Source organism: Zeaxanthinibacter enoshimensis (genome assembly GCF_004362865.1).
In the GTDB taxonomy this organism is placed as follows: domain Bacteria; phylum Bacteroidota; class Bacteroidia; order Flavobacteriales; family Flavobacteriaceae; genus Zeaxanthinibacter; species Zeaxanthinibacter enoshimensis.
Genome location: NZ_SNYI01000001.1, coordinates 406,113 through 429,054 on the forward strand (window position 1 = coordinate 406,113; position 22,942 = coordinate 429,054).

General features: G+C 46.6%; 25 protein-coding genes and 2 tRNA genes. 10 read left to right on the forward strand and 17 right to left on the reverse strand.

The genetic code is table 11. The features are described 5' to 3' along the window. Positions 1–57: 57 nt before the first annotated feature. On the reverse strand, positions 58–528 hold the full coding sequence (locus CLV82_RS01810) for a CBS domain-containing protein (RefSeq protein WP_133642587.1): 471 nt from the start codon (positions 526–528) through the stop codon (positions 58–60). A 123-nt stretch (positions 529–651) separates the two neighbouring features. Between CLV82_RS01810 and CLV82_RS01815 the strand changes: the two genes are divergently transcribed. From CLV82_RS01815 to CLV82_RS01830, 4 genes are all read left to right on the forward strand, one after another. After that, on the forward strand, positions 652–2,931 hold the full coding sequence (locus tag CLV82_RS01815; protein ID WP_133642588.1) for a M28 family peptidase: 2,280 nt from the start codon (positions 652–654) through the stop codon (positions 2,929–2,931). After that, positions 2,924–3,733, forward strand: coding sequence for an SDR family oxidoreductase (locus CLV82_RS01820; RefSeq protein WP_133642589.1), 810 nt, complete (start codon positions 2,924–2,926; stop codon positions 3,731–3,733). Before CLV82_RS01815 ends, CLV82_RS01820 begins: the two co-directional genes overlap by 8 nt. 124 nt (positions 3,734–3,857) lie before the next feature. Then, on the forward strand, positions 3,858–4,232 hold the full coding sequence (locus tag CLV82_RS01825) for a hypothetical protein (protein ID WP_133642590.1): 375 nt from the start codon (positions 3,858–3,860) through the stop codon (positions 4,230–4,232). A gap of 134 nt (positions 4,233–4,366) precedes the next feature. Continuing rightward, on the forward strand, positions 4,367–5,065 hold the full coding sequence (locus tag CLV82_RS01830; protein WP_133642591.1) for a hypothetical protein: 699 nt from the start codon (positions 4,367–4,369) through the stop codon (positions 5,063–5,065). Here CLV82_RS01830 and CLV82_RS01835 read toward each other — a convergent pair whose 3' ends face one another. Continuing rightward, complete coding sequence (locus tag CLV82_RS01835; RefSeq protein ID WP_133642592.1) at positions 5,066–5,575, reverse strand: nuclear transport factor 2 family protein; 510 nt, start codon at positions 5,573–5,575, stop codon at positions 5,066–5,068. Continuing rightward, the gene (locus CLV82_RS01840; protein WP_133642593.1) at positions 5,568–6,062 is read right to left on the reverse strand and encodes a hypothetical protein; all 495 of its coding nucleotides are present in this window, start codon (positions 6,060–6,062) and stop codon (positions 5,568–5,570) included. The genes CLV82_RS01835 and CLV82_RS01840 overlap by 8 nt, the downstream gene beginning before the upstream one ends. 58 nt (positions 6,063–6,120) lie before the next feature. Between CLV82_RS01840 and CLV82_RS01845 the strand changes: the two genes are divergently transcribed. Further along, positions 6,121–7,059, forward strand: coding sequence for an NAD-dependent epimerase/dehydratase family protein (locus CLV82_RS01845; protein ID WP_133642594.1), 939 nt, complete (start codon positions 6,121–6,123; stop codon positions 7,057–7,059). A gap of 2 nt (positions 7,060–7,061) precedes the next feature. Here CLV82_RS01845 and CLV82_RS01850 read toward each other — a convergent pair whose 3' ends face one another. The 5 genes from CLV82_RS01850 to CLV82_RS01870 all read right to left on the reverse strand — a co-directional run bounded on the left by CLV82_RS01850 (position 7,062) and on the right by CLV82_RS01870 (position 11,180). Next, the gene (locus CLV82_RS01850; protein ID WP_133642595.1) at positions 7,062–7,478 is read right to left on the reverse strand and encodes a VOC family protein; all 417 of its coding nucleotides are present in this window, start codon (positions 7,476–7,478) and stop codon (positions 7,062–7,064) included. A gap of 95 nt (positions 7,479–7,573) precedes the next feature. Next, positions 7,574–7,882, reverse strand: coding sequence for a hypothetical protein (locus CLV82_RS01855; RefSeq protein WP_133642596.1), 309 nt, complete (start codon positions 7,880–7,882; stop codon positions 7,574–7,576). A 2-nt stretch (positions 7,883–7,884) separates the two neighbouring features. Next, a complete protein-coding gene (locus CLV82_RS01860) occupies positions 7,885–8,862 on the reverse strand; it encodes a deoxyhypusine synthase family protein (protein ID WP_133642597.1) in 978 nt (325 codons plus the stop codon). Then, positions 8,849–9,793 (reverse strand): agmatinase, encoded by a 945-nt coding sequence (speB, locus tag CLV82_RS01865; RefSeq protein ID WP_133642598.1) that lies wholly within the window; start codon positions 9,791–9,793, stop codon positions 8,849–8,851. Before speB ends, CLV82_RS01860 begins: the two co-directional genes overlap by 14 nt. Then, on the reverse strand, positions 9,705–11,180 hold the full coding sequence (locus CLV82_RS01870) for a type III PLP-dependent enzyme domain-containing protein (protein ID WP_133642599.1): 1,476 nt from the start codon (positions 11,178–11,180) through the stop codon (positions 9,705–9,707). Before CLV82_RS01870 ends, speB begins: the two co-directional genes overlap by 89 nt. A gap of 328 nt (positions 11,181–11,508) precedes the next feature. Between CLV82_RS01870 and CLV82_RS01875 the strand changes: the two genes are divergently transcribed. After that, positions 11,509–12,267, forward strand: a complete 759-nt coding sequence (locus CLV82_RS01875) for a hypothetical protein (RefSeq protein WP_133642600.1) — start codon at positions 11,509–11,511, stop codon at positions 12,265–12,267. A gap of 3 nt (positions 12,268–12,270) precedes the next feature. Here the strand turns inward: CLV82_RS01875 and moaC are convergent, their stop codons facing one another. Then, a complete protein-coding gene (moaC, locus tag CLV82_RS01880) occupies positions 12,271–12,702 on the reverse strand; it encodes a cyclic pyranopterin monophosphate synthase MoaC (RefSeq protein ID WP_133642601.1) in 432 nt (143 codons plus the stop codon). 7 nt (positions 12,703–12,709) lie between these two features. Next, positions 12,710–13,153, reverse strand: a complete 444-nt coding sequence (locus CLV82_RS01885) for a molybdenum cofactor biosynthesis protein MoaE (protein WP_133642602.1) — start codon at positions 13,151–13,153, stop codon at positions 12,710–12,712. Positions 13,154–13,325: 172 nt separating this feature from the next. Here CLV82_RS01885 and CLV82_RS01890 point away from each other — a divergent pair, with 172 nt between their 5' ends. After that, complete coding sequence (locus CLV82_RS01890) at positions 13,326–13,994, forward strand: haloacid dehalogenase type II (protein ID WP_133642603.1); 669 nt, start codon at positions 13,326–13,328, stop codon at positions 13,992–13,994. A 28-nt stretch (positions 13,995–14,022) separates the two neighbouring features. Here the strand turns inward: CLV82_RS01890 and CLV82_RS01895 are convergent. The 4 genes from CLV82_RS01895 to CLV82_RS01910 form a co-directional block, all read right to left on the reverse strand. Next, a tRNA-Gly gene (locus CLV82_RS01895) sits at positions 14,023–14,095 on the reverse strand. A gap of 218 nt (positions 14,096–14,313) precedes the next feature. Next, the gene (locus CLV82_RS01900; protein WP_133642604.1) at positions 14,314–14,700 is read right to left on the reverse strand and encodes a VOC family protein; all 387 of its coding nucleotides are present in this window, start codon (positions 14,698–14,700) and stop codon (positions 14,314–14,316) included. 446 nt (positions 14,701–15,146) lie between these two features. Continuing rightward, positions 15,147–15,218: transfer RNA gene (locus CLV82_RS01905), tRNA-Arg, on the reverse strand. A gap of 76 nt (positions 15,219–15,294) precedes the next feature. After that, positions 15,295–15,831 carry a RidA family protein gene (locus CLV82_RS01910; RefSeq protein WP_133642605.1) on the reverse strand — a complete coding sequence of 179 codons (537 nt, stop codon included), beginning with the start codon at positions 15,829–15,831 and terminating at the stop codon, positions 15,295–15,297. A 255-nt stretch (positions 15,832–16,086) separates the two neighbouring features. Here CLV82_RS01910 and CLV82_RS01915 point away from each other — a divergent pair, with 255 nt between their 5' ends. Then, entirely contained in the window at positions 16,087–17,154 is a 1,068-nt protein-coding gene (locus CLV82_RS01915) for a hypothetical protein (protein WP_133642606.1), read from the forward strand. Continuing rightward, on the forward strand, positions 17,151–18,080 hold the full coding sequence (locus CLV82_RS01920) for an isoaspartyl peptidase/L-asparaginase family protein (protein ID WP_133642607.1): 930 nt from the start codon (positions 17,151–17,153) through the stop codon (positions 18,078–18,080). Before CLV82_RS01915 ends, CLV82_RS01920 begins: the two co-directional genes overlap by 4 nt. Positions 18,081–18,099: 19 nt before the next feature. On the opposite strand, the gene CLV82_RS01925 is transcribed toward CLV82_RS01920, so the two are convergent. From CLV82_RS01925 to CLV82_RS01935, 3 genes are read right to left on the reverse strand one after another with little or no spacing between them, the layout of a single operon-like run. Further along, positions 18,100–18,786, reverse strand: a complete 687-nt coding sequence (locus CLV82_RS01925; RefSeq protein ID WP_133642608.1) for a uracil-DNA glycosylase family protein — start codon at positions 18,784–18,786, stop codon at positions 18,100–18,102. A gap of 36 nt (positions 18,787–18,822) precedes the next feature. Continuing rightward, on the reverse strand, positions 18,823–21,462 hold the full coding sequence (locus CLV82_RS01930; protein ID WP_133642609.1) for an MGH1-like glycoside hydrolase domain-containing protein: 2,640 nt from the start codon (positions 21,460–21,462) through the stop codon (positions 18,823–18,825). A 5-nt stretch (positions 21,463–21,467) separates the two neighbouring features. Then, a complete protein-coding gene (locus tag CLV82_RS01935) occupies positions 21,468–22,286 on the reverse strand; it encodes an SDR family oxidoreductase (protein ID WP_133642610.1) in 819 nt (272 codons plus the stop codon). A 362-nt stretch (positions 22,287–22,648) separates the two neighbouring features. Between CLV82_RS01935 and CLV82_RS01940 the strand changes: the two genes are divergently transcribed. Then, positions 22,649–22,918, forward strand: a complete 270-nt coding sequence (locus CLV82_RS01940) for a hypothetical protein (protein ID WP_133642611.1) — start codon at positions 22,649–22,651, stop codon at positions 22,916–22,918. Positions 22,919–22,942 lie beyond the last annotated feature (24 nt).

Sequence of the window (22,942 nt, forward strand, 5' to 3'; positions counted from 1 at the left end):
TATAATAAACAAAGAACCCGGCCTGGTAGCCGGGTCCTGGTATAAAAAGTAATTTCGTTATTTCCAATTGTGGGAATTTAATTTCAATGCGGCGATCACTATATCTTTCCGGCTGATCTGCCCTACCAGTAATCCTTCTCTCATCACCGGTAACCTGCGCCTGTTATTCTTATGGAAAATGCCGGCAGCGTCAAATATGCTGATATCATGCTCAATGGTCTCTACCTTCTCCGTCATAAAGCGCTCCACGTTCTTATCGAGTATAGGCTGGTTAAAATACCTGCTTTCGGATATCTGTTTCATACAATCAGCTTCAGAGATGATACCCACTAAAAATCCATTGTCATCCAGCACAGGTCCCCCGGAAATATGATGTTTAGCAAATAGTTCCATTACCTCCAGGATAGACTGGTCAGGTCTGAAAGTGACTAGTTTAGTGGTCATATAATCTGCCACCAGGATGGGGGCATCGTATTCTTTTTTCGTGTCGGGTTTGGCCCTCCGGCCCTGAAAACTTTTGATTCCCATAGTCGTCTGTTTGTAAATCGGTTAATTTTAAATATAGGTAAATTCTGCGGATAATTTAAATAAAGTCGCCAAACACCTAAAGACTGTCATAATTTTATAATTTTATCGAATAATTTGACAAGAATGAAGCGATATCTTCCTTTGCTCAGTCTCTTCCTGCTTTTACTGGCTTTCCTCGCGGTTTTCCACACACGAATGCCTTCAGAATCCTATGGGAATTCGGCTTCCGAAACAGAATTTTCCACAGCACGGGCACTGCAACATGTAAAAGCGATGAGTAAAGAGCCTCATGCCGTTGGTTTCCCGGCCCACGAAGAGGTCCGCAGTTACCTGCTTCAGCAATTAGAAGCGCTTGGGATGCAGCCGGTATTACAACAAGGCTATACGGCCGGAGACTCGGGGAACCTGAGCAGGGCTACCAATATTATTGCCCGCCTTGAAGGATCAGGAGATGGGCAGGCGCTCTTGCTACTCTCACATTACGACAGTAACCCACATTCCTCTCTGGGAGCAAGTGATGCTGCAAGCGGTGTGGCTGCTATCCTGGAATCCCTGAGAGCATACCTTGGAACAGGAAATATCCCCGGTAATGATATTATAGTCTTATTTACAGATGCCGAAGAATTGGGACTGAACGGAGCCGACCTTTTTGTCAACCAGCATCCGTGGGCAAAAGATGTTGGCCTGGCACTTAATTTCGAGGCCAGGGGCAGCGGGGGACCCTCCTATATGTTCCTGGAGACCAACGGAGGCAACCGGTCACTTATCGAGGGGTTCATGCAAGCCGATCCTGGCTACCCGGCTGCCAATTCCCTCGCTTACAGCGTATACAAGTTGTTGCCCAATGATACAGATCTTACCGTGTTCAGGGAAGATGGAGGAATACAGGGGTATAATTTTGCTTTCATCGACGACCATTTTAATTACCACACCGCACTCGACCGCTATGACAGGTTAGATCCTGCCTCCCTTGCACACCAGGGAAGCTACCTTCTTCCCCTGCTCTATCACCTGGGCAACTCGGAGCTCCCGGCCCTGGGTGATGACCGCGACCTGGTCTATATGAATATCCCGTTCCTTGGACTTATCACCTATCCCTATTCGTGGATCTGGTCCATGTTCGTCATTGCTGTGCTCATCTTTACAGCACTGTTATGGTACGGATTCCATAAAAAAGTACTCTCCTGGGGCGCAATAGCCAAAGGATTCCTGCCGGCACTGATCTCACTGGTCATTAATATCGCCACAGGGTATTTTATCTGGTCTTTTCTACTATTGCTTTACCCGGATTACCGGGACATATTACAGGGGTTCCCCTATAATGGGTATTGGTATATCGGGTCAATGGCCGCCCTGGCATCTGCGGTTTGTTTCGGCGTCTACGCCCAATTTGATAAGATCTCTGTCGCTAATAAACTTCCTGCCGCCATTCTGGTCTGGTTGCTCTTATGTGGAGCCCTTTCCTACTTCCTCGCGGGGGCAGCCTTTTTTGTTTTGCCGGTCTATGCACTCTTGGCAGGTTTCTTCGTGGTATTGCACCCAAAGGAATCCGACCCGCTTGTTTTAGCATTATTATGTATCCCGGCTATCTGGATACTGACTCCCTTTATTGAGGCCCTCCCAGTAGGCCTGGGATTAAAAATGCTGGTGACCACTACCTTGTTTACCTCTTTATTATTTTATCTGATGTTGCCATTTTTCGGCAGTATCAGGTTGAGCCGGAAATTAGCGTTCCTCGCTTTTATCCTATTCCTGGGCATGATGACCTCGGCCCATTTCAGATCAGGGTATTCTGAGGAGCAACCGCATCCCAGCAGCCTGGTATACCTTCTTGATGCTGATTCTGAAAAAGCTTACTGGGCTAGTTATAATCACCGTTTAAGCCCTTGGAATAGTTCGTATTTCCAGAAGGAACAAGGGAAGGATCAGGATGATATTCCGGTCTTCCGGAGTAAATACAATTCAACTTTTAGCAAGATCGCCACGGCACCGGTAAAGAAGCTGGCTGTCCCCCAGGTAGAAAAATTAAAGGACACGATGGTAGGCGGAGAGAGAATTCTCAAAATTCTATACCGCCCCCAAAGGGCTGTAAACCGGTTAGACATTTACACAAATCCAATCCGGTTAAACAGCGCTAAAGTCAACGGGGTGACCCTGGAAAAGGAATACCTGGGCAAACGGGGCAACCGGTTGCTGACCCATTATATCAGTGAGAATGATGTTACTCAACTGGAGCTAAGCCTGCCTGCTAACACCGTACTGGAACTTTCGTTCTTTGAATCGGCGAACGACCTGTTATCCCACCCGGAATTCTCTGTACCTTCTAGGCCGGAAAACGAGATTCCCATGCCATTTGTAATAAACGATGCTACGGTGATCATGAAAAAGGTACGCTATGAGTAAGACCATTGGGGTATTGGGGTGTGGGTGGCTTGGCTTTCCCCTGGCCCAGGCTTTACTGAAAGACGGGTATACTGTACATGGAAGCACTACTTCTGAGGATAAGTTAGAATCCCTGGATAAAGCAGGGATCACCCCTTTTCTGATCCGCTTGAGTCCCGGAGGAATTGAAGGGGACATCCAGGCATTCCTCCGGGGGGTATCCATTCTCGTTATTAACGTGCCCCCCAGGCTCAGGGGAAAGGAAGGTGAGAATTACCTGCATAAGCTGGAGCACCTGCGAGTACAAGTCAGGGAATCCGGGGTAAAAAAGATCATTTTTGCCAGCAGCACTTCGGTCTACGGCGACCAGGAAGGCCAGTTGGATGAAAATAGTCCTCCCAGCCCACAGACCGAATCAGGCAGGCAGTTACTGGCTGCGGAAAACCTGTTCCGCGAAGATCCGGACTTAAGAACCACTATCATCCGCTTTGGCGGGCTGATAGGCGAAGACCGACACCCGGTCTCGCGGCTGGCCGGAAGAACCGATCTCCGCAATGGGCATCACCCTGTGAACCTGATCCATCAGACCGATGCTGTTTCGCTGTTACAGTTCATTATTCATAAAGATCACTGGGATGTAATTATAAATGGAGTTGCACCAGAACATCCGACAAAACAGGAATACTACCGTTCAGAAGCCCTGAAACGAAATCTTTTACCTCCTGAATACCAGCCCTCTGCAGAGGGAAAACCAGGAAAACAGGTAGATTGTAAGTATTTTCCTTATAATACGTACGTATTTTTGACATCTATTTTCAGCTAGTTCACCACACTTTTATACACTTTCACAACAAACCGGGCGTTTAAATCTTAAATAAGCCCCGGTTTTACGGCCTTCCTGATGATTCTTGCGTAAATTTAATTGAATCACAAATTCTACTAACATCATGGAAAGATTAAATATAAAAGGGAAAATACTTACAGATACCAAGGCTTTGATCGATCAAAGCTGCAAACGGGGAAACGCCACGGAAAGGGACAAGTGCCTGCACGAAGTGATTATTAAAAAACATTATAATGCGACCGATGTAAAGATCGACTACCATAGGAAAAGGATAGCCATGGACATCGTAATGGATGACGGCGCTTACGACCCTAAAGAGGTTAACGTGAAGCTGCCTTTACTCCATGCCAATATCCTGTTCCGGAATTTACGGGAGTTTCTGAATTCCTGCATCGAGAGCGACAGGAACAGCCTTTCTTTCTACGCCTGGCTGCTGCGTTCGCATGCAAATAAGGAGGTTCCTTTAACCATGGTCTGAGGGCCGGGAAAACGAATAAAGTAACAAGGATGCCCACAAGGCATCCTTTTTTCATTGAACCCTAACGATTTAAACGGTTTTTGAGGCAGACTTATTAAAAAAAATAATAGTTTTGGCCCACAAAATTCAGGTAAATGAAAAGGATACTATTCGGCTTAATGCTGGCTCTAAGCTTTAGTGCGTACGCCCAGAACACTTCAGATCTAAAAGATCACTACGAGGAGTTTTACAACGAAATGAAATTACAGGGAGACATCAACGGGGTCATCAATGCCCTTACCCACCTGAATATCCTGGCCCCCAGCCAGGAGCGCCGGGACACCCTGGCCTATGTTTATGCCAACAACAACCAGCATATGCAGGCCCTGAATACTATTGGGATAGAGAATGATGAGAACGCTTCTGACCTGGCCGTACAGGTTAAAGCCATTTCACTGAAGGCGCTTAACCAGCCTAAACGGGCATTAGAGCAGTACCGGATCCTTTATAATCGTGAGGCTGACCCATACCTGGCGTACGAAATTGCGGATCTCAGGATCCAAACCGGCGGGGATGGTGAAGCGCTGGAATACATCACTTACGGGATTGCGAATGCCACTGATGATATGATGTATGCATTTTATGAAAGACAACAGCCCTACCAGGTACCTCTGAAAGCTGCGTTTCTGCACCTTAAAGGACTCGTACAGTACAATATGAATAAGAATAACATCGATAAGGCGATCGCCCTTATGGATGAAGCTCTGGCCATCGATCCTAACTTTAACCTGGCGAGCCTGAGCAAGCAGGCGCTCTTATCGAGGAAACAAAAAGCAGAAAACCCCGAGGAATAACTATTCTTTCCGGGATTTACGCAGCTGCTCTGTAAGCAGGCTGTCTTTTTCCTGCTTTAACTGTACCAGCTCGTCTACGACTTCATTGGGGACGGCGATAGAGAGGACGTAATGTGCAATTTTCCATTGACCGTCTTCTTTTTTCAGCACCCCGGAGCCGCGGCAAATTTTCATCTGGGTATCCAGTAATTCGTCAAACCAGGCAAAGTTGCCATCAGCTCCCAGGTAAATATTGCGTTCCAGGGAGGTAAAATTCCAGGCTTTCCCCCTGTCAAAATAGGGTTTGGAAAATTCTTTAAAAGCCGGCTTCCCCCAAAGTTCAGTGGCATCGGTGCCGATAAATACAGCATCATCGGTCATCAATTCAAAGTAGGAATCAAAATCTGCCCGGGCTGCCGCCAGGTGCCATTTGTCCAGCACGTTGTTAATATTTTCTTCCGGTTTTTCCTGGGCAATCAGCTGGCCACAGCTCAGAAGGATAAGGGCGAGTATTAATACAATTCTATTCATCAAGGATCAATTCGTTTTCCAGTTTATTATTCACGATTACTTCAAATTGGCTACGCATGGCGTTATACGCCTCCAGCATATCCACAGTTGGTTCTACCAGGTCTTGCCTGTATATTAAAGCGCCTTTTACTTTAAGGATATAGGTTTTGAGCACTTTTTGCCTGCTTTTTATTTTAGGGGTATCAAATTTCGGAGGATAGTCAGCACCCTCCAGGGCGGTCTGTTTTTCGATCAGCTCATCGATGTTCAGGGCAAGGTCTTCCCGGTTCTCCGCCTGGTAAACACGCTGGAAAGCATTTTCAAGCTCCCGGAACTCCGGCCAGTTCAGTAATATCCCTTCCACCTCTTTGTTTACAGGGATAACCCGGGGAAGTGAATCCGCGGAAAAAACAGTAAATTCCTCCCGCTGCGGCAAGGTGGTTTCTTCTCCTTCCCTACAGCTCAACAGCGAGAGAAGACACAGGAAAATCAGCAATATCTTTGGCATGGAACGAAGGTACAAATTTTAATAAAGGCTATCTTTGGGCCCTATCAATAATTACAACATGCATAAATCTATTCTCATACTTGGTGCCTGCGGACAGATCGGCACTGAACTCACATTGGCACTCAGGGAACGTTACGGAAATCAACAGGTCATCGCCAGCGATATCCGAGAAGGCAGTGCACAACTGATGGCATCCGGACCATTTGAAATGCTGGACGCTACCAACTACGGGGCACTGGAAGATGTGGTAATGCATTACGAGATAGAAGAAGTATACCTGATGGCCGCTATGCTGAGTGCCACAGCGGAAAAATTCCCGATGCGGGCCTGGAACCTGAATATGAATTCGCTCTTTAATGTGCTCAACCTTGCAAAGGATAAGAAGATCGGGAAAGTATTCTGGCCGTCCAGTATTGCCGTCTTTGGCCCAAATACCCCTAAAGAAAATACGCCGCAGCACACCATTATGGAACCCAGTACGGTATACGGGGTAAGCAAACAATCCGGGGAACGCTGGTGCGATTATTACCACAAAAAATTCGGGGTGGATGTCAGGAGTATCAGGTATCCCGGCCTGATCAGTTGGAAAACGGCCCCTGGCGGGGGAACAACCGATTTTGCGGTTGATATTTATATCCAGGCTATTAAAGAAGGTAAGTATAGCTGTTTTGTATCCGAAGAGACCCGTCTCCCAATGATGTATATGGATGATGCGATCAGGGCTACCCTGGCCATTATGGATGCCGATGCGGAACAGATCAGGGTGCGGTCTTCGTATAACCTTGCTGCCATGAGTTTCAGTCCGGCCGATATGGCGGCAAGTATCAGGGAACACATTCCCGGCTTTTCAATCGATTATGAACCTGATTTCAGGCAGGCTATTGCCGACTCCTGGCCCAGCAGCATTGATGACAGCGAGGCACAGAAAGACTGGGGCTGGTCCCCGGAATTCGACCTGGAGAAAACCACCCGGGAAATGTTGACGAACTTAAAGTAATTTCAGAGGGCGAAGATATCGTCCGGTTTTGCAAAGCATTTGAACTCTACCATGTAGCCATTGGGATCTTCGATAAAAAAGGATTTATGCTCCCCTTTTTTGTCTTTGAGGAAGCTGCCTTCCAGGGTAATCTCTGCTGAACTTTGCTTCAGTTTTTTATGCAGGGCATCCCAGGTAGCGGAGTCGACCACCACCCCGATGTGGAAAGCCGGCAATACAGAATCTCCAAATTTATAGGACTTATAAGCGAAGTTAAAAGCACCTGTCTTGGTGAAGGTGACCTGGTTCCCGAAAAGGTCTATATCAACCCAGGAAGTGGTGTTCCGCCCGGTCGTCAAGCCCAGGGTTTCGACATAGAATTCCCTTGTCTTACTGATACTATAACAAGGAAGGGATAGGTGGAAAGGAAAGTTTTTCATTGCTGGATGGTTTAAGTTGTCCTTCCCGGGAAGAGCAGCACCGGTCACTTTTCTGCAAGTTCCCGGCCGGCTGCTTTAATCTCCTGGAATATATATTATGAATCTTCGGAATCTTCATCCTGGACCTCGAAGTCAGGAATAGCTTCCGGATCGTCTTCATCGTAATCCTCGTAATCTTCCTCGTCATAATTCGCCATGGTGATCTCCAGTTTCTGGCTGATCTTGACCAGGTATTTGGTGTCCTCGGTCAGCACCTCAACGGCCTGGATCCTTTCTCCCTGGGCATTTTTAAAAGTTATGATATTACGATCGTCATACCCGTCCGGATATCGCTCTACCAGTAGTTTCAGCACCTCGGGGGTAAGTTTCTTAAAATCTACAATTACTCTTTTTAAATTGTCCATAGTTACATATCTAAAAGATAAGCAAAAATTAATGGCGCTACAATAGTTGCATCGCTCTCGATAATAAATTTTGGGGTATCCAGATCCAGCTTGCCCCAGGTGATCTTCTCGTTCGGAACAGCACCGGAATAAGAGCCATAACTGGTGGTACTATCACTGATCTGGCAGAAATAACTCCAGAAAGGAGTATCTGTCCGTTCCATGTCCTGGTAGAGCATCGGTACTACGCAAATCGGGAAATCGCCGGCGATTCCTCCTCCGATCTGGAAGAAACCGATCCCGTTCTCAGAGTTATCGGTATACCAGTCGGCCAGGAAGGTCATGTATTCGATCCCGGATTTTACCGTACTGGCTTTCAGCTCTCCCTTCAGCACGTAGGAGGCAAATATATTACCCATGGTACTGTCTTCCCATCCCGGGCAGACAATAGGCAGGTTCTTTTTAGCAGCAGCGTACATCCAGGAATCCTTTACATCAATTTCGTAATGTTCCTCCAGAACACCGGACAGCAGCAGTTTATACATATATTCATGGGGGAAATAACGCTCACCCGCAGCTTCTGCATCTTTCCAGATCTTAACGATATGTTCCTGTATCCGGCGAAAGGCCTCTTCTTCAGGAATACAGGTATCTGTCACCCTGTTCAGTCCCTTTTCCAGTAATTCCCACTCGTCCTGGGGGGTCAGGTCTCGGTAATTGGGTACCCGTTTATAATGGGAATGGGCTACGAGGTTCATAATGTCTTCCTCCAGGTTGGCTCCTGTGCAGGAAACAATCTGTACTTTGTCCTTACGGATGATCTCCCCGAAGATCTTCCCGATCTCAGCGGTACTCATGGCCCCGGCCAGGGAAACCAGCATTTTGGCTCCCTTGTCCAGTTGCTCTTCATACGCTTTGGCAGCATCTACTACAGAAGCTGCATTAAAATGCAGGTAGTAGCGCTCCATGAATCGGGTGATCTCTCCTTTATTCTTCGTCATTATCGGTAAACTTTTTTATCGTATTGCCGGAACCGCTCCCGGCAATATAAGTATTGTCATAATCATCCTCAACAGCCTCTTCTTCAAATTTATAGCTCAACATTTTATAATAGAGCTTGGCTGCAAGGAAGTCGGAGGATTTCTCCTGTGGGTTAGGACATAATTCCACTATGTCAAAACCAACTACATTCTTTTCCTCAAATACTCTTTTAAGGAAATCCAAGGTCTCGTAATAAAATAGACCTCCCGGTTCAGGGGTTCCTGTTGAGGGCATTATAGAAGGATCCAGTGCATCGAGATCAAAGGTGATAAAGACCTGGTCGGTCAGCAGATCGATCACTTTATCCATCCAGTATTCATCATTCACCATTTCATGGGCAAAGAATGTCTTTTCCTTATCCATAATCGTGGTCTCAATACTGTCCATACTGCGTATACCTACCTGCACCAGGTTCGTGGTCTGGCTGGCTTCGTATACTGCGCAGGCATGGTTATAAGGTGTCCCGTCGTATGATTCCCTCAGATCCGCATGTGCATCTATATGTAATACGGTCAGATCGTCAAAGCATTCATTGAATGCCCGGATGCTTCCTATAGACACGGAATGCTCGCCCCCAAAGAGGGTAACAAACTTATTGCGCTTGATATAGTCCTTGGTGGTCGAGTAAACTGCCTTCACCATGGCTTCCGGGCTGGAATCCTCTTCGATTGGAGGAGCCAGGTAAATACCCTGTTTATATACCTCTGTTTCTGTTTCTATATCATACAGCTCCATGTTCTCCGATGCTTCGAGAAAAGCATCAGGTCCTTTGTCTGCTCCTTTACCCCAGGTACTGGTTCCGTCATAGGGTATAGGTATTAATACTACTTTGGCTTTCTCCAGTTGAGCGAATTCTTCCGGGATCCCGGCGTAATTCCGAGTTGTTTTCATAACCTAAAATTTGAAGCAGTTCTTCTGCCTTCTGTTGTTCACTAAATACACTTGTTACTAAGTTCCCGTCTTCGTCCCGGTCTATCAGGATATGCTTGGGATGTGGGATCAGGCAATGCTGTAATCCTCCGAAACCACCAATTGATTCCTGGTAGGCGCCGGTATTAAAGAACCCGATGTAAAGCGGTTTGTCCCGCCTGTACTTGGGGAGGTAAATGGCATTCATGTCCTGCAGGCTGTTGTAATAATCATCACTGTCGCAGGTAAGACCCCCGAGCAGAACCCGTTCATATTCATCATGCCAACGGTTGATAGGCAATAGTATAAAACGCTTGTTGATGGCCCAGGAATCAGGCAGGGTGGTGATGAAAGATGAATCGATCATATTCCACTTCTCCCTGTCATTCTGTTGTTTCTGGTAGAGCACCTGGTAAATGGCACCCCCGCTTTCTCCCACGGTGTAACTCCCGAACTCCGTAAAGATATTGGGCACTTCAACATCAGCTTCCTTACAGGTAATATTGATCTGGTTTACGATCTCATCGATCATATACCCGTAATCATATTCAAAGGAGAGGGAATTTTTGGTCGGAAACCCTCCGCCGATATTCAGGCTGTCCAGGGAAGGACATATCTTCTTGAGGCGAACGTATACCCGGAGACATTTATGTAATTCGTTCCAATAGTATGCGGTATCCTTGATCCCGGTATTGATAAAGAAGTGTAGCATTTTAAGGGTGGCCTGCGAATGCTCTTTGATCTGTCTTTCGTAAAAGGGAACTATGTCCTTGTATCCTATCCCGAGACGGGAGGTATAGAACTCAAATTTTGGCTCTTCCTCGGACGCGATTCGGATCCCTACTTTATAATCCCCGTCGATCACTTCTGAAAGCAAATCGATCTCTTCATAGTTATCGATGATGGGGATACAGTTGCGGTGGCCGTTATTGATCAGCTTACCAATATTCTCCACATACTGTGACCTTTTAAAGCCATTGCAGATAACAAAGGTATCATCCTTGATTTTGCCTTCGGCTTTAAGGTTCTGTACTATATTCAGATCAAAGGCCGAGGAAGTCTCTATATGGATATCATTCTTCAGCGCTTCGTTCAGTACGTACTGGAAATGTGAGCTTTTGGTACAATAAGCGTAGTAATACTTGCCCTTATAGCCGTGTTTCTCGATGGCTTTCGCAAACCAGCCCTTTGCATTCTGGATGTTGGTAGAAATTTTAGGCAGGTATGTGAATTTGAGCGGACTCTGATATTTTTCGATCAGTTTCTGTAAAGGGATGTCGTGGAATAACAAGTTATCCTCTTCCAGGCGGAACTCCTCCTGGGGAAAGTAATAGGTCTGATCTATCAGATCGCTGTACTTGACGTTCATAGTATTTTTTATTTCCTTTCACCTCCATCTTCATTTCCCACCGGAAACCCGGGAAGCATTATTAAAATTTTTAATGATCGGTCATGGACCAACCTTTATCGTTGGGCGCCCCGCTATTTATTCCCGGTATCCACTTAAAGAATACTATTGTTCAATAGACTGGCAAACACTCATTTCCCTAAATTATAAAAAAACAAAGGGAATCCCGATTTCGGGGCGTAAATGAAATCAAAAAAAATGGAAAAAAGCTTAAATTGAAAAAAATTTAACCACCACTTTACCCGGGAATATTCCTGCATCCATATGAACTAGTTATTAATCCATGATCATGAAACAGCACACCTCCAAAAATACAGGCAGAATCCATAGTTGTCAAGGCTTTTACAACTTTATCTTCCTGCTGGTTTTTTCAACTTTTTCCGCTTCAGTACAGGCACAGGTCAATCCCGGGGTCTATTTTGCAAAACAGGAGCAATCCGGGGACAGTATCATCCATGAACTGAAAATTACAGGGGCGTATATGGTTCACAGTGTTTACGAGCTTAACCCGCCAAAATTCATAAAAACCCTGGGCGGTCCCTTTAGCCTTGAAGATGGCGTTATAGAATGGGACCTCGATTTCAACTCTAACCACGCGAATGACGGTATAGAAAAGCGGGCTATCCCTTTCCGCTTAAGGGAAGGTAATCTGAATTTTGAAGGGGAACTACCCCTGTCTTTTCAAAAGGTCAAGTCTAAAGAGCAGGCCCTGGACGGAGCGTGGCTCTTTGCAACCAGGGGACCGGACGAAGGACAGGAGAGACGGGGACCATCAAATCCACGGAAGACCCTTAAAATCTTACAGGATGGATATTTCCAGTGGATCGCTTTTAATAGCCGGACATTTGAATTCTTTGGAACCGGAGGGGGAACCTACCGGGCAAAGGATGGGAAGTATATGGAAATGATCCGTTACTTTTCAAGGGATCCAGAGCGTGTGGGAGCACGGCTCGATTTTAACTATGAACTTAAAGGGAAGGATTGGCACCACACAGGATTAAACAGCAGGGGGGAGCCTCTTTACGAGATTTGGGCAAAATGGGAATGAAGTTCAGGCGGTACGGTTAATGTCTGATTTACCCCCGGTCTTCTCGAGCAGCCTGATATTCAGAATTTCCACGTTCTTATCGATAGGCTTGAGCATATCGTACATGTTCAGTGCAACAACACTGGCCCCATGCATGGCTTCAACCTCTACCCCGGTCTTATAATGGGTTTTCACAGTGATCAGCACCCGGATCTCAAGTCCGGAGATCTCGTAATCTATCCGGGTATGTTCTATGGGCAACGGGTGGCAGTCCGGCAAAAGTAAAGCTGTATTTTTCACCCCGAGAAACCCTGCAGCGCGACTCATGGAAAAGACATCCCCCTTCGGGACTTTCCCTTTTTCGATAGCTTCGATTGTTTCCATGGAGCCCACCTTTACCACGGCCTGTGCCAAAGCGGTCCTGAGGGTACTGTCTTTTGCTGTAATATCTACCATTTTTGTATTACTTATTTACTTTCCATTGATAAGAATCGTCTTCGAAACACTCTTTCCCGAACACCGGTGCCTTGGCCTTAATTTCCTCGACCACCTGTTGCAAGGCCTGGAAAACCGGCTTGCGATGGGGCGATGAAACAAATACAAAGAGACAGATCTCGCCGGTATTTACTCTCCCGATACTGTGATAAATATGGAGGCAGCTCAATTCAAAATCGCGGAAAGCCGTCTCTTTGATCTCGTGGAATACCCGGTTGGCCATCTGTTCGTAAGCACTGTAGTCTATAGCAGTGACGGTCTTCCCGCCGATCTCGTCCGCCCTGACCTGGCCCAGGAATATATCATGGGCACCTATGCCGGTCTTGGACTGGTGTTTAGCAATCGATCGGGCTATGAACTCGGGGCTGATCGCTCCTTCAACAAAGACATTTTTTATAGCAGTCTTTTCCATCCTTGGGTCGTTTCTTACGAAGGTAAAGAAGATTTTAGGTTTGCCCTATGGCAAGGACATATTTTAGGTAAGGAAGTTTAGCTTTCCCATTGCTTATCAGGGCAATAAATATGCTTATCCTCCCCGGGAGAAGAGCAGGACTATTTTATCTTGTAGGCTTAAATCCTTAATAATGAAAAAACCACGACTCATTGTATTTGATGTGAATGAAACCCTCCTGGACCTCTCTGCAATGAAATCTGCTATTAATACTGCTGCAGGGGAGCCAGGCGCCTTTGAAAACTGGTTTAGAACATTACTCCAATTTGCCATGGCCGAAAGCCTGAGCGGTCCTTACAGGGATTTTGGTGAAATCGGTAAGCATACCCTGGAGATGACCTTTCAAAACCTGGGTAAAGATCTGCATAGGGAAGAAGCTGACCAACTACTTGGACATATCAGCGCTTTACCCCCACATCCCGAAGTTCCCGCCGCATTGAAGAAACTGAAAGAATCGGGTTATAGAATGGTTACCCTGACCAATGGCGGGCTCCGGACCCATAAACAACAGATGCAGCATGCCCGGCTGGAGGAATATTTTGATGTTTTTTACAGTGTGGAGGCAGTAAAGAAATTTAAACCTCACCCGGAAACTTATAACTACGTCCTGCAAAGTGAGGGATATAAGCCTTCCGAGACCATGCTGGTAGCAGCCCATGCCTGGGATATCCTCGGCGCCCAGCGCGCAGGATGCAAAACGGGATTTTTAAAAAGGGAGGGGAAGGTACTGTACCCAGGCGGAATTTACCCCGATATGGTTACAGAAACACTCGACGCATTGGTGTACCAATTGACTACATAAAAAAAGCACAGCCTGGGGCTGTGCTTTGAGCGGGAGACCGGGTTCGAACCGGCGACATTCAGCTTGGAAGGCTGACGCTCTACCAACTGAGCTACTCCCGCCTTTGGTTTGTTAACCGGGTGTAAAATTATTGAATCTTTTGAATGTGGCAAGGCTTTTTTGATGCATTTTTTTTCAAACGCTCCGCTTTAAATATACCAATATGCTGCTGAGGAGGATAAGCTGCTTGGCTGAAGATATTTAGGAACTCCCTATATTTAGGCACTCCCTATATTTATGCTTTAACCAAATACTATATTTAGTTGCTATAAATTTTATGCTATTGTAAGTTTTGTATTCTCCAGGGGGGATTTAGCCTGTTTTCACCCCCAAAATAAAGTACCAGCTGGTTACCATCAACATCTTTCAACCTGGCCTCTCTCCACAGCCACCTTTGATCGGTAGGTTCTTGGTCGAATTCAATTCCTTTTTCCTTTAATTCTTCAACTTGTGCATCAAGGTTTTCACATTCGAAATAAACAAATATCCCTTCTCCTTCTGGCAGTTTCTTTACCTGGTGAATTGAAAAAGTCGAATTTCCATCTGGGCATTCAAATCTTGCATACTCCGGAAGTGATTTCACAATTAACTTTAATCCCAGTTTTTCGTAAAAAGGGATTGATACTGTCAGATCCAATGAAGGAATAGTAATTTGGTTTAGATTCATTTTATTAACCCTAAGTTTAAGTTACAAACCCTACGACAGCGTCGCTGTTGTTACCCAGTGCACATCCTGAAAATACAAAACACCGGCTATACCATAGCCGTATTTATTACGGCCGCCGGGACTGACCTGAAAATAACACCCTAACGCAGGGCAAGAGATAGCTGCGCTGTTCTTGAATGAAGCTCATCCTGAAAATACAAAACACCGGCTATTTCATAGCCGTATTTATTACCGCCGCCGGGAATGACCTGAAAATAACACCCTAACGCAGGGCAAGAGATAGCTACGCTGTTCTTGAATGAAGCTCATCCTGAAAATACAAAACACCGGCTATTTCATAGCCGTATTTATTACCGCCGCCGGGACTGATCAGTAAACTGATCTCCCCGGCTTAACGGTAATAAAAAACGCCTTTGCTGATCGCAAAGGCGTTTTGTGTTTATCTGTAGCCTCGGCAAGAATCGAACTTGCATCTAAAGTTTAGGAAACTTCTATTCTATCCATTGAACTACGAGGCCGCTAAAATGGGAGCACAAAAATAAGATTTTTTTCCAAGTGCAAAGAACTGTCCGGGATAATTTCTCTGCCGCTTTCCTATTCGGGTTCGACTTCCACGATCAATTCAACTTCCACCGCGATGTTTCCGGGCAGTGAGCCCATCCCAACGGCCGCCCTGGCGTGTTTCCCCTTTTCCCCAAAAACGGCTACCATCAGGTCGGAAAAACCGTTGATAACGGAAGAATGCTCAGTAAATTCAGAATGAGCATTTACCATTCCCAATACCTTTACAATACGTTTCACTTTACCAAGGTCACCCAGTTCAGCTTTAAGCACGGACAACTGGGCAACCCCTACCCTTTTAGCTGCTTCGTACCCCTGCTCTACCGTGAGTTCCGAACCCAGCTTCCCGGTAATGGTATTACCCTCTTCATCCCGGGGACCTTTGCCGGCTAGGAATAACAGGTTCCCGCTACGGACTACGTGTACAAAATTTGCCGAGGGGGTGCCCGGATCTTTTAAACTGATCCCCATTTCAGCGATACGGTCTTCAGGTACTATATTATCCTGACCAAAAAGAAAAGAAATGAAGAGCAGGTAACATACGGTAAAACGGAACAAAAAATTTATCATACAGCTTAGGTTTTATATTGGCTGCTCACCAAGGTAAAACAGTTCTCAATAGAATCCAAGACCCCTGGGTAATTCACGCAGAATAAAGGCATTACCGGGGCCGGATTAAAAAAATGCCAAATTTTTTACCAATGCTGCCTGCGAATCATTTTATACACTATATTCGCCCGCTTTTTTAAAATTCTGAGCACCAATAATTCACTGATAATACAAGGATCCCCCACGGGAATTTTTATCTCTAATTCTATCCATCTTATGAAAAAAATACACAAGGGTTTTACCATGCCCAGCGCAGCCTATTCTGTGCCCCGTAAAGCCATTAAACGTTACAAGGCCATAGACCGCCCCCCACAAGTAGGGGATGTACTCTACGGGGTTGTAGAAACTATCGGCCAGCATAAATCACTGGAAAATAAAGAGGGGCGTATCCATACCATTCACCATGGCACCCACGCTATCTTTGTCTTCGGCAACCGTTATGCCCCCGATTATTACGAGGGAATCGTCCCTTCCGAGAGTGATTTTACCGGCGTTGATCTCCTTGCCCGTTCGGGGCTCGTGGGAAAGGTGCTGTCCAAAAGCGGGATGGTGATCTCCCCTACCCGGATCAAACCTTTGGGCTACGCCTGTGACAATGAAGGTAAAGTGATCAACACAAGGGATTACAGCCTGATCAACCCTAAGGCTACGGAGAAGAAATCGCCGAGAGCCAAACTCATCCTGAATATCGGGACAGCTATGAACGCGGGCAAAAGTGCTGCCGCTACTGCATGTGTTTATGCACTGTCCGTACATGATAAGGAAGTCAGAGCATCCAAGGTGACCGGGACCGCAAGTCTTAAGGATATCCTGAGTATGAACGATGCAGGCGCAGCGCATTATTCAGATTTTACTTTCTTGGGCTATCCTTCCACCTATCTCATCGAGGAGGAGGAAATCCTGGATATCTTTAATAAACTGGACCTGAAATACGCCAACAATAAAGATAACTACTGGGTGGTGGAATTTGCTGATGGGATCAACCAGCGTGAAACCGCCATGTTATTACAGTCACCGGCGGTTAGGGAACGTATCCATAAACTGATCTTCTGCGCCGCTGATTCTTTCGGTGCGATTGGAGGACTGCATGTTCTGAAAAATAAGTTCGGCCTGGTACCTGATGCAATTTCCGGCGTTTGTTCAAGTTCTCCCCTACATATAAGGGAATTGAGCGAATACACAGATATCCCGGTATTTAACAGCCTGAATGTAGACCCTAAGGAATTGTTTGATATCTTATCAACACCAAGGAAACGCAATAAGAAACGCCTGGCAGTAGTATGAAAAATTACGGAATAGCCATTCACGGAGGAGCCGGAACCATTTCCAAGACCAACATGAGCAAATGGAAGGCCGAAGCCTACCGGCAGGTCCTTAAACGGGCCTATACCGTGGGGTATCTTACCTTGCACAAAGGAGGAACCTCCCTGGATGCTGTCACCGAAGCCGTTATCGTAATGGAAAACAGTCCCCTGTTCAATGCGGGCAGGGGTGCGGTTTTCACCCATGAGGGTGAACACGAGATGGACGCTGCCATTATGGATGGTAAGAAATTAAAGGCAGGTGGAGTAGCCGGGGTCAGCGGCATAAAGAATCCCATCCTGCTCTCCAGGGCCGTTATGCAGCACTCAAAACATGTGATCATCAGTGGCCCCCAGGCACGGGAATTCGCCAGGGAACAGGGTCTCGAATTTGCTCCCAAAGACTATTTCTACGACGAATACCGCTACAAGCAATGGCAAAGAGTGGCTTCTAAAGACCAGGTAAGCCTGGACCATGACGAGGAACTGAACAAGAAATTCGGAACCGTGGGTGCCGTAGCCCTGGATAAAAAGGGGAATCTCGCAGCAGCCACCTCAACCGGTGGGATGGTCAATAAGAAATACGGTCGGATCGGGGACAGCGCCCTGGTAGGGATAGGCACCTATGCCAATAATAACAGTTGTGCGATCTCCTGTACCGGTCATGGGGAATTTTTTATCCGGGCAGTAGTGGCTCATGAAGTATCCGCCCGGATGCTCCATAAACATGAATCCCTGAAAGAAGCCTCGGAACATGTGGTCATGCACGTTCTGCCCAAAATGGGTGGGAAAGGCGGACTCATTGGAATAGACCTTCAGGGAAATATCGTTATGCCCTTTAATACCAAAGGCATGTACAGGGGTTTCAGGAATTCCCGGAACGAAGAGTTTGTCAATATCTTTAAATAAGCCTGGGGTCTAATCCAAATTATTTGGAAAGGGCTTCCAGGTACTGGTCAATATAGAGGGGAGTCTGCCTGGATTTATACTGGGCAATGTACCTGGGGTGGTCAAACACCACCAGTTCACCAAACAACTGCTCCTCTTTGTTGATCTCCTGCAGGAACTTTGCATTCTTTTTTCCCAGCACAAAGCATTTATCCTGCCGTATCCCCAGGTTGATCATTTCCTTAAGGTGATCAGTGATAGGGATTCTCAGTGCTTCGTACAGATCGGGGAAATCGTAATAATTGCAATTTACCCAGTTGCCTTTCTTATTGCGGATCACGAACCCCAGGGGGTACATGGAATTGATAAAGAAATCCTTGTAGAATTCCCCGGGCCCTCCGTACGCCCGGATCACCTCGTATACAAAAACTGATGAAGGTTCGTGCGAATTGAAGGAATCGATCCGGATCCCGCAATCAGTGGCCAGTCTCTTGGTATCGGTAAACGGGATACCGGTTGCTCCCGCACCCAGCCTTCCGGGGTTTATGCCGAGAATAAGAGTCCGTTCTTTATCATCGTTATAGTATTTATTATAAAACTTCTCCGAAATCCCGAGGATCTCCGGGTTTTCCCTGAAAGGATTCATTATCCTGATATCCCTTGGCAGCGACAGTTGTGGATTAAGCACACTGTTGAAATGATTTACCCGGCCGGCAAATGTATCCATGTGAAAAATCGTTTTTCCAAAAATACAGGATTGCATTTAACTGCCCTTGTGAATATCCGCGATCAGGTTAGCCACCAGGGCCGTCCATCCTGTTTGATGAGAAGCTCCCACTCCACGACCGTTGTCCCCGTGGAAGTATTCATAGAATAAAATATAGTCCCTGAAATGTTCTTTCTGGTATTGTTCCTGGTGCAGGCCATTAACAGCCCGGGATCCCTGTGTATCTGTCTTGAAAATGCGCACTAGTCTTTTACTGATCCTGTGTGCGATTTGATGCAGGTCCAGTTCTTCCCCTGCGCCTGTTGGGTACTGGAATTTCATATCCTCCCCGCAATAGGAATAATACTCTCTCAGGGCATTGATAAAAAGATAGTTCATGGGGAACCAGACCGGTCCCCGCCAGTTTGAATTGCCACCAAAAAGAGGCACAGATGATTCCGCGGGTTCATAATTAATACTATAGGTAGTGCCTTCAATATCAATCGAGTATGGTTCCTCGTGTTTTTTGGAGAGCGAGCGAATCCCGTAGGGACTCAGGAACTCGGATTCATCGAGTAAAACTTTTACCAGGATTGGCATCCGGTCCTTAGGCACCAGGGAGAGCAGGAGGTCATCCCCTTCTACGTACTCCTGTATTACAGGGAATTTCATGGTTTCCAGCCGGTACCTTTTAAACCAGCCGACACTGGCTTTGAATTTAGGAAGCTTATCTAATGTTTGCTTCTTGATACACAGCACGGCAGCCAGGGATAACATCCCGGCAATAGAACGCACCTTGATGGGGACAAAGCGTCCGTCCGGCAATATCAGTTTATCATAAAAGAATCCTTCTTCCTCATCCCAGGTACCTTCATTTTCCCGGCTTCGGGTATTCAGGGCTTCTGCAATGAAGATAAAATGTCCAAAATATTTGGTCGCCATGTCTTCGTAGGCATCATCCTCTATAGCGATCTCGAGGCTCATCTCCAGCATGTTCAGGCAATACAGTGCCATCCATGAGGTTCCGTCTACCTGTTCCAGGATCCCTCCCCCGGGGATTCCCTTGCTGCGATCAAACACTCCTATATTATCTAATCCCAGGAAGCCTCCTTCAAAAACGTTCTTCTGGCTGCTGTCCAGTCGGTTGACCCACCAGGTAAAATTCAGGGCCAGTTTATTGAACATCCTCTTAAGGAATTTAATATCTCCTTTCCCGGTCTTACGCCGGTCTATCTGGTAGATCTCTATTGCAGCCCAGGCCTGTACGGGAGGATTTACATCACTGAAAGACCATTCATAGGCAGGGATCTGCCCATTGGGTTTCATATACCACTCCTTGGTAAACAACAACAGCTGTTTCTTGGCAAATTCCGCGTCGATCATAGCCATGGTAACACAGTGAAACGCAGAATCCCAGGCCGCATACCAGGGATATTCCCATGCATCGGGCATCAACATAATATCGTGACTCCTCAGTGTTTTCCAACTGTGGTTGCGGCCATACCATCGCTCCGGGGGCGGTACAGAATTTTTCTTATCCCCTTCTAACCATCGTTCAACCTCATAATTATAGTACTGCTTGGTCCACAGCATCCCGGCAAAGGCCTGTTTCTGGATCCGGAATTCCTCGTCCGTGCATTTAACAGCGATCTTCCTGTAAAAATCATCACATTCACTCCGTCTCCCCTCCATCACAGCTTCAAAGCCGGACCCGAACGGGTCATCTATGCTCTCCTTACTTAATCGCAGGCGAATCGTACAACTTTCACCCGGAGCCAGCTCCCGTACGTATTGCGGTGCAAACTTGGTACCTTGCTTGTTCCTTGTTGCCAGGGTATAATCTCCCTGTGTAACAGCGTCGTGAAAAAGATCTTTTTTAAACGGGTGATTATTCTTATCCCCGTAAACCCGTTCCCTGTTGGACTCGTTTTCGGTAAAAAGCAATCGGTCTGCCTTCTCAAAGTACAGTTGGTAATCCCCAACATATTCATGTGATATGTTAACGACCTCCCCGGAATTCTTATCAAGGCGGATCTGGGGTTTGACCTCCATTTCGCGGAAACTCCAGAAGTTCCTTATCCAAAGGGTGGGCAGTAAATGGATAGGAGCCGACTTCGCGGCGTGGTTGGTCACAGTGATCCGGATCAGGATATCCTCGGGACCTTGCTTGGCGTATTCAGTAAACACATCAAAATAAGCATCCTTGTCAAAAATCCCGGTGTCCAGCAATTCGTATTCGAGTTCTTCCCTGCTTCTCTTACTATTTTCAGCCACCAGGGCAGCATACGGGAATTCTGCCTGGGGGTATTTATAGAGGTGTTTCATATAGGAATGGCTGGGGGTATTTTCCAGGTAATAATACAGCTCCTTAACATCCTCTCCATGGTTTCCCTGCGGACCGGTCAGTCCGAATAATCTTTCCTTGAGGATGGGGTCCTTTCCATTCCATAAAGCGATCCCGAAGCAGATATTGCAGTAGCGGTCAGAGATTCCGGCCATCCCATCTTCTCCCCAGCGATAGGTCCGGCTTCGTGCGTGGTCATGGGGAAAATACCCCCATGCATCCCCATTAGCGCTATAATCCTCCCGAACGGTTCCCCACTGCCGCTCGCTGAGGTAAGGTCCCCAGTGTAACCAGTCTTCCTTACCTTCATTATATGCCTGTATCCGCAGGTCTTCTTCGGTTTGTTCGGTCATGTTTCCTATCCGTTTGTGGTGAACCCGGGGTAGCAGGTCATTCCCCCGTCTACATAGATCGTGGTTCCATTAATATATTCTGATTCGTCTGAAGCGAGCCAGGCCGCGGCGCTGCCGATATCCTCGGGCACTCCGATGCGTTGGTAGGGAATCAGCTTAAGAAGTTTTTCCAACGCTTCTTCCGATTCCCAGGCCGATTGATTGATCTTGGTCTTGATCGCTCCCGGGGCAATACTGTTACAGCGGATCTTGTGTGAGGCGTATTCCTGGCATATACTCTCCATCAGCATCACTATGGCACCCTTGGAAGCCGCATAATTAGCATGCCCGGCCCATGGAATGATCTGGTGAACAGAGCTCATGTGGATGATCTTACCAAGCGATTTCGAAATTTCGGGGCGCATACCTCTTTTCAGGAATTCTTTTATCGCTTCCCTGGCGCAGAGGAACTGTCCTGTAAGGTTAACATCTATCACTTCCTGCCAGTACTCCAGGGTCATTTCGTGCAGCGGAGCATCCCGTTGAAGACCCGCATTGGGAACACAGATATCCACGGTCCCGAAATGTTTTATGGTTTTCTTAAACATGGCCTGCACCTGGTCTTCCTTAGAGACATCACATTTAATGGCAATTGCCTCCCCGCTGATGTTGTCTTTACTTATCCGGTGGGCGATCTCCTCGGCATCCTCGGGCCGTGAGTGATAATTGACCACTACATTAGCCCCATCCTGGCCCAGTGCCAGGGCCACAGCTTTACCGATGCCCGAATTGGCTCCGGTGACGATACAGGTCTGCCCCACTAACCTTTTATTCGGTTTTTGCATGTTTCAATAATTTGATTAAAGTTAGCAGATATAGCGTTCTCTTTTGAAGAAATTTATGGCTTAACGCCTGATCTTGGAGCGTAACGGAATTCCAAATATTCCCGACGAAGGCTAATGCTTTAGATCCGTCACCTAAAGGCGATCAACCGTAGGACAGGTCCTTATTCACTGTAGGGCAGGTTTAGAGGATCAAGATTTAAAGGTAATTTATTTTCTGTGGAATATTTATTGCCCGGATCGTAAACTATTTTCTCTTGGAGAATAGGAATGAACTGATGAATCAATATAATTCCCGATATTGTCCGGGAAATTACCTTACCAAAATAAGTTAACTTTAAATTAACCTCAAGAGAGCTATACACATGGCAAAAGGACTGCTGCTTTTTATCATTGTTTTCATAGTCATTACCCTGTTGCATTCGACTATGATGACGATATACGATCTCAGTCCGGCTAAAAGAAGATGGTACCAGAAGATATTCTGGCATTTCTATTTCATCTACCTGGTTATTATGGCTGTTTACCAGTGGATCCTGGAAGGCATGGGCTGGCTCCCAATTACCCTTGCCTTTGTCGGCATTGCCGGAACATTGTCCATTCTCCTGGGGATTTTCCATCCTACGAGGGAATGATCCGATTCTTAGTTTATCAGCTGC

Bases quoted from the DNA above. Each gene is read 5' to 3' on its own strand.
- CLV82_RS01810 (WP_133642587.1), bottom strand. From the start codon at position 528: ATGGGAATCAAAAGTTTTCAGGGCCGGAGGGCCAAACCCGACACGAAA.
- CLV82_RS01815 (WP_133642588.1), top strand. From the start codon at position 652: ATGAAGCGATATCTTCCTTTGCTCAGTCTCTTCCTGCTTTTACTGGCT.
- CLV82_RS01820 (WP_133642589.1), top strand. From the start codon at position 2,924: ATGAGTAAGACCATTGGGGTATTGGGGTGTGGGTGGCTTGGCTTTCCC.
- CLV82_RS01825 (WP_133642590.1), top strand. From the start codon at position 3,858: ATGGAAAGATTAAATATAAAAGGGAAAATACTTACAGATACCAAGGCT.
- CLV82_RS01830 (WP_133642591.1), top strand. From the start codon at position 4,367: ATGAAAAGGATACTATTCGGCTTAATGCTGGCTCTAAGCTTTAGTGCG.
- CLV82_RS01835 (WP_133642592.1), bottom strand. From the start codon at position 5,575: ATGAATAGAATTGTATTAATACTCGCCCTTATCCTTCTGAGCTGTGGC.
- CLV82_RS01840 (WP_133642593.1), bottom strand. From the start codon at position 6,062: ATGCCAAAGATATTGCTGATTTTCCTGTGTCTTCTCTCGCTGTTGAGC.
- CLV82_RS01845 (WP_133642594.1), top strand. From the start codon at position 6,121: ATGCATAAATCTATTCTCATACTTGGTGCCTGCGGACAGATCGGCACT.
- CLV82_RS01850 (WP_133642595.1), bottom strand. From the start codon at position 7,478: ATGAAAAACTTTCCTTTCCACCTATCCCTTCCTTGTTATAGTATCAGT.
- CLV82_RS01855 (WP_133642596.1), bottom strand. From the start codon at position 7,882: ATGGACAATTTAAAAAGAGTAATTGTAGATTTTAAGAAACTTACCCCC.
- CLV82_RS01860 (WP_133642597.1), bottom strand. From the start codon at position 8,862: ATGACGAAGAATAAAGGAGAGATCACCCGATTCATGGAGCGCTACTAC.
- speB (WP_133642598.1), bottom strand. From the start codon at position 9,793: ATGAAAACAACTCGGAATTACGCCGGGATCCCGGAAGAATTCGCTCAA.
- CLV82_RS01870 (WP_133642599.1), bottom strand. From the start codon at position 11,180: ATGAACGTCAAGTACAGCGATCTGATAGATCAGACCTATTACTTTCCC.
- CLV82_RS01875 (WP_133642600.1), top strand. From the start codon at position 11,509: ATGAAACAGCACACCTCCAAAAATACAGGCAGAATCCATAGTTGTCAA.
- moaC (WP_133642601.1), bottom strand. From the start codon at position 12,702: ATGGTAGATATTACAGCAAAAGACAGTACCCTCAGGACCGCTTTGGCA.
- CLV82_RS01885 (WP_133642602.1), bottom strand. From the start codon at position 13,153: ATGGAAAAGACTGCTATAAAAAATGTCTTTGTTGAAGGAGCGATCAGC.
- CLV82_RS01890 (WP_133642603.1), top strand. From the start codon at position 13,326: ATGAAAAAACCACGACTCATTGTATTTGATGTGAATGAAACCCTCCTG.
- CLV82_RS01900 (WP_133642604.1), bottom strand. From the start codon at position 14,700: ATGAATCTAAACCAAATTACTATTCCTTCATTGGATCTGACAGTATCA.
- CLV82_RS01910 (WP_133642605.1), bottom strand. From the start codon at position 15,831: ATGATAAATTTTTTGTTCCGTTTTACCGTATGTTACCTGCTCTTCATT.
- CLV82_RS01915 (WP_133642606.1), top strand. From the start codon at position 16,087: ATGAAAAAAATACACAAGGGTTTTACCATGCCCAGCGCAGCCTATTCT.
- CLV82_RS01920 (WP_133642607.1), top strand. From the start codon at position 17,151: ATGAAAAATTACGGAATAGCCATTCACGGAGGAGCCGGAACCATTTCC.
- CLV82_RS01925 (WP_133642608.1), bottom strand. From the start codon at position 18,786: ATGGATACATTTGCCGGCCGGGTAAATCATTTCAACAGTGTGCTTAAT.
- CLV82_RS01930 (WP_133642609.1), bottom strand. From the start codon at position 21,462: ATGACCGAACAAACCGAAGAAGACCTGCGGATACAGGCATATAATGAA.
- CLV82_RS01935 (WP_133642610.1), bottom strand. From the start codon at position 22,286: ATGCAAAAACCGAATAAAAGGTTAGTGGGGCAGACCTGTATCGTCACC.
- CLV82_RS01940 (WP_133642611.1), top strand. From the start codon at position 22,649: ATGGCAAAAGGACTGCTGCTTTTTATCATTGTTTTCATAGTCATTACC.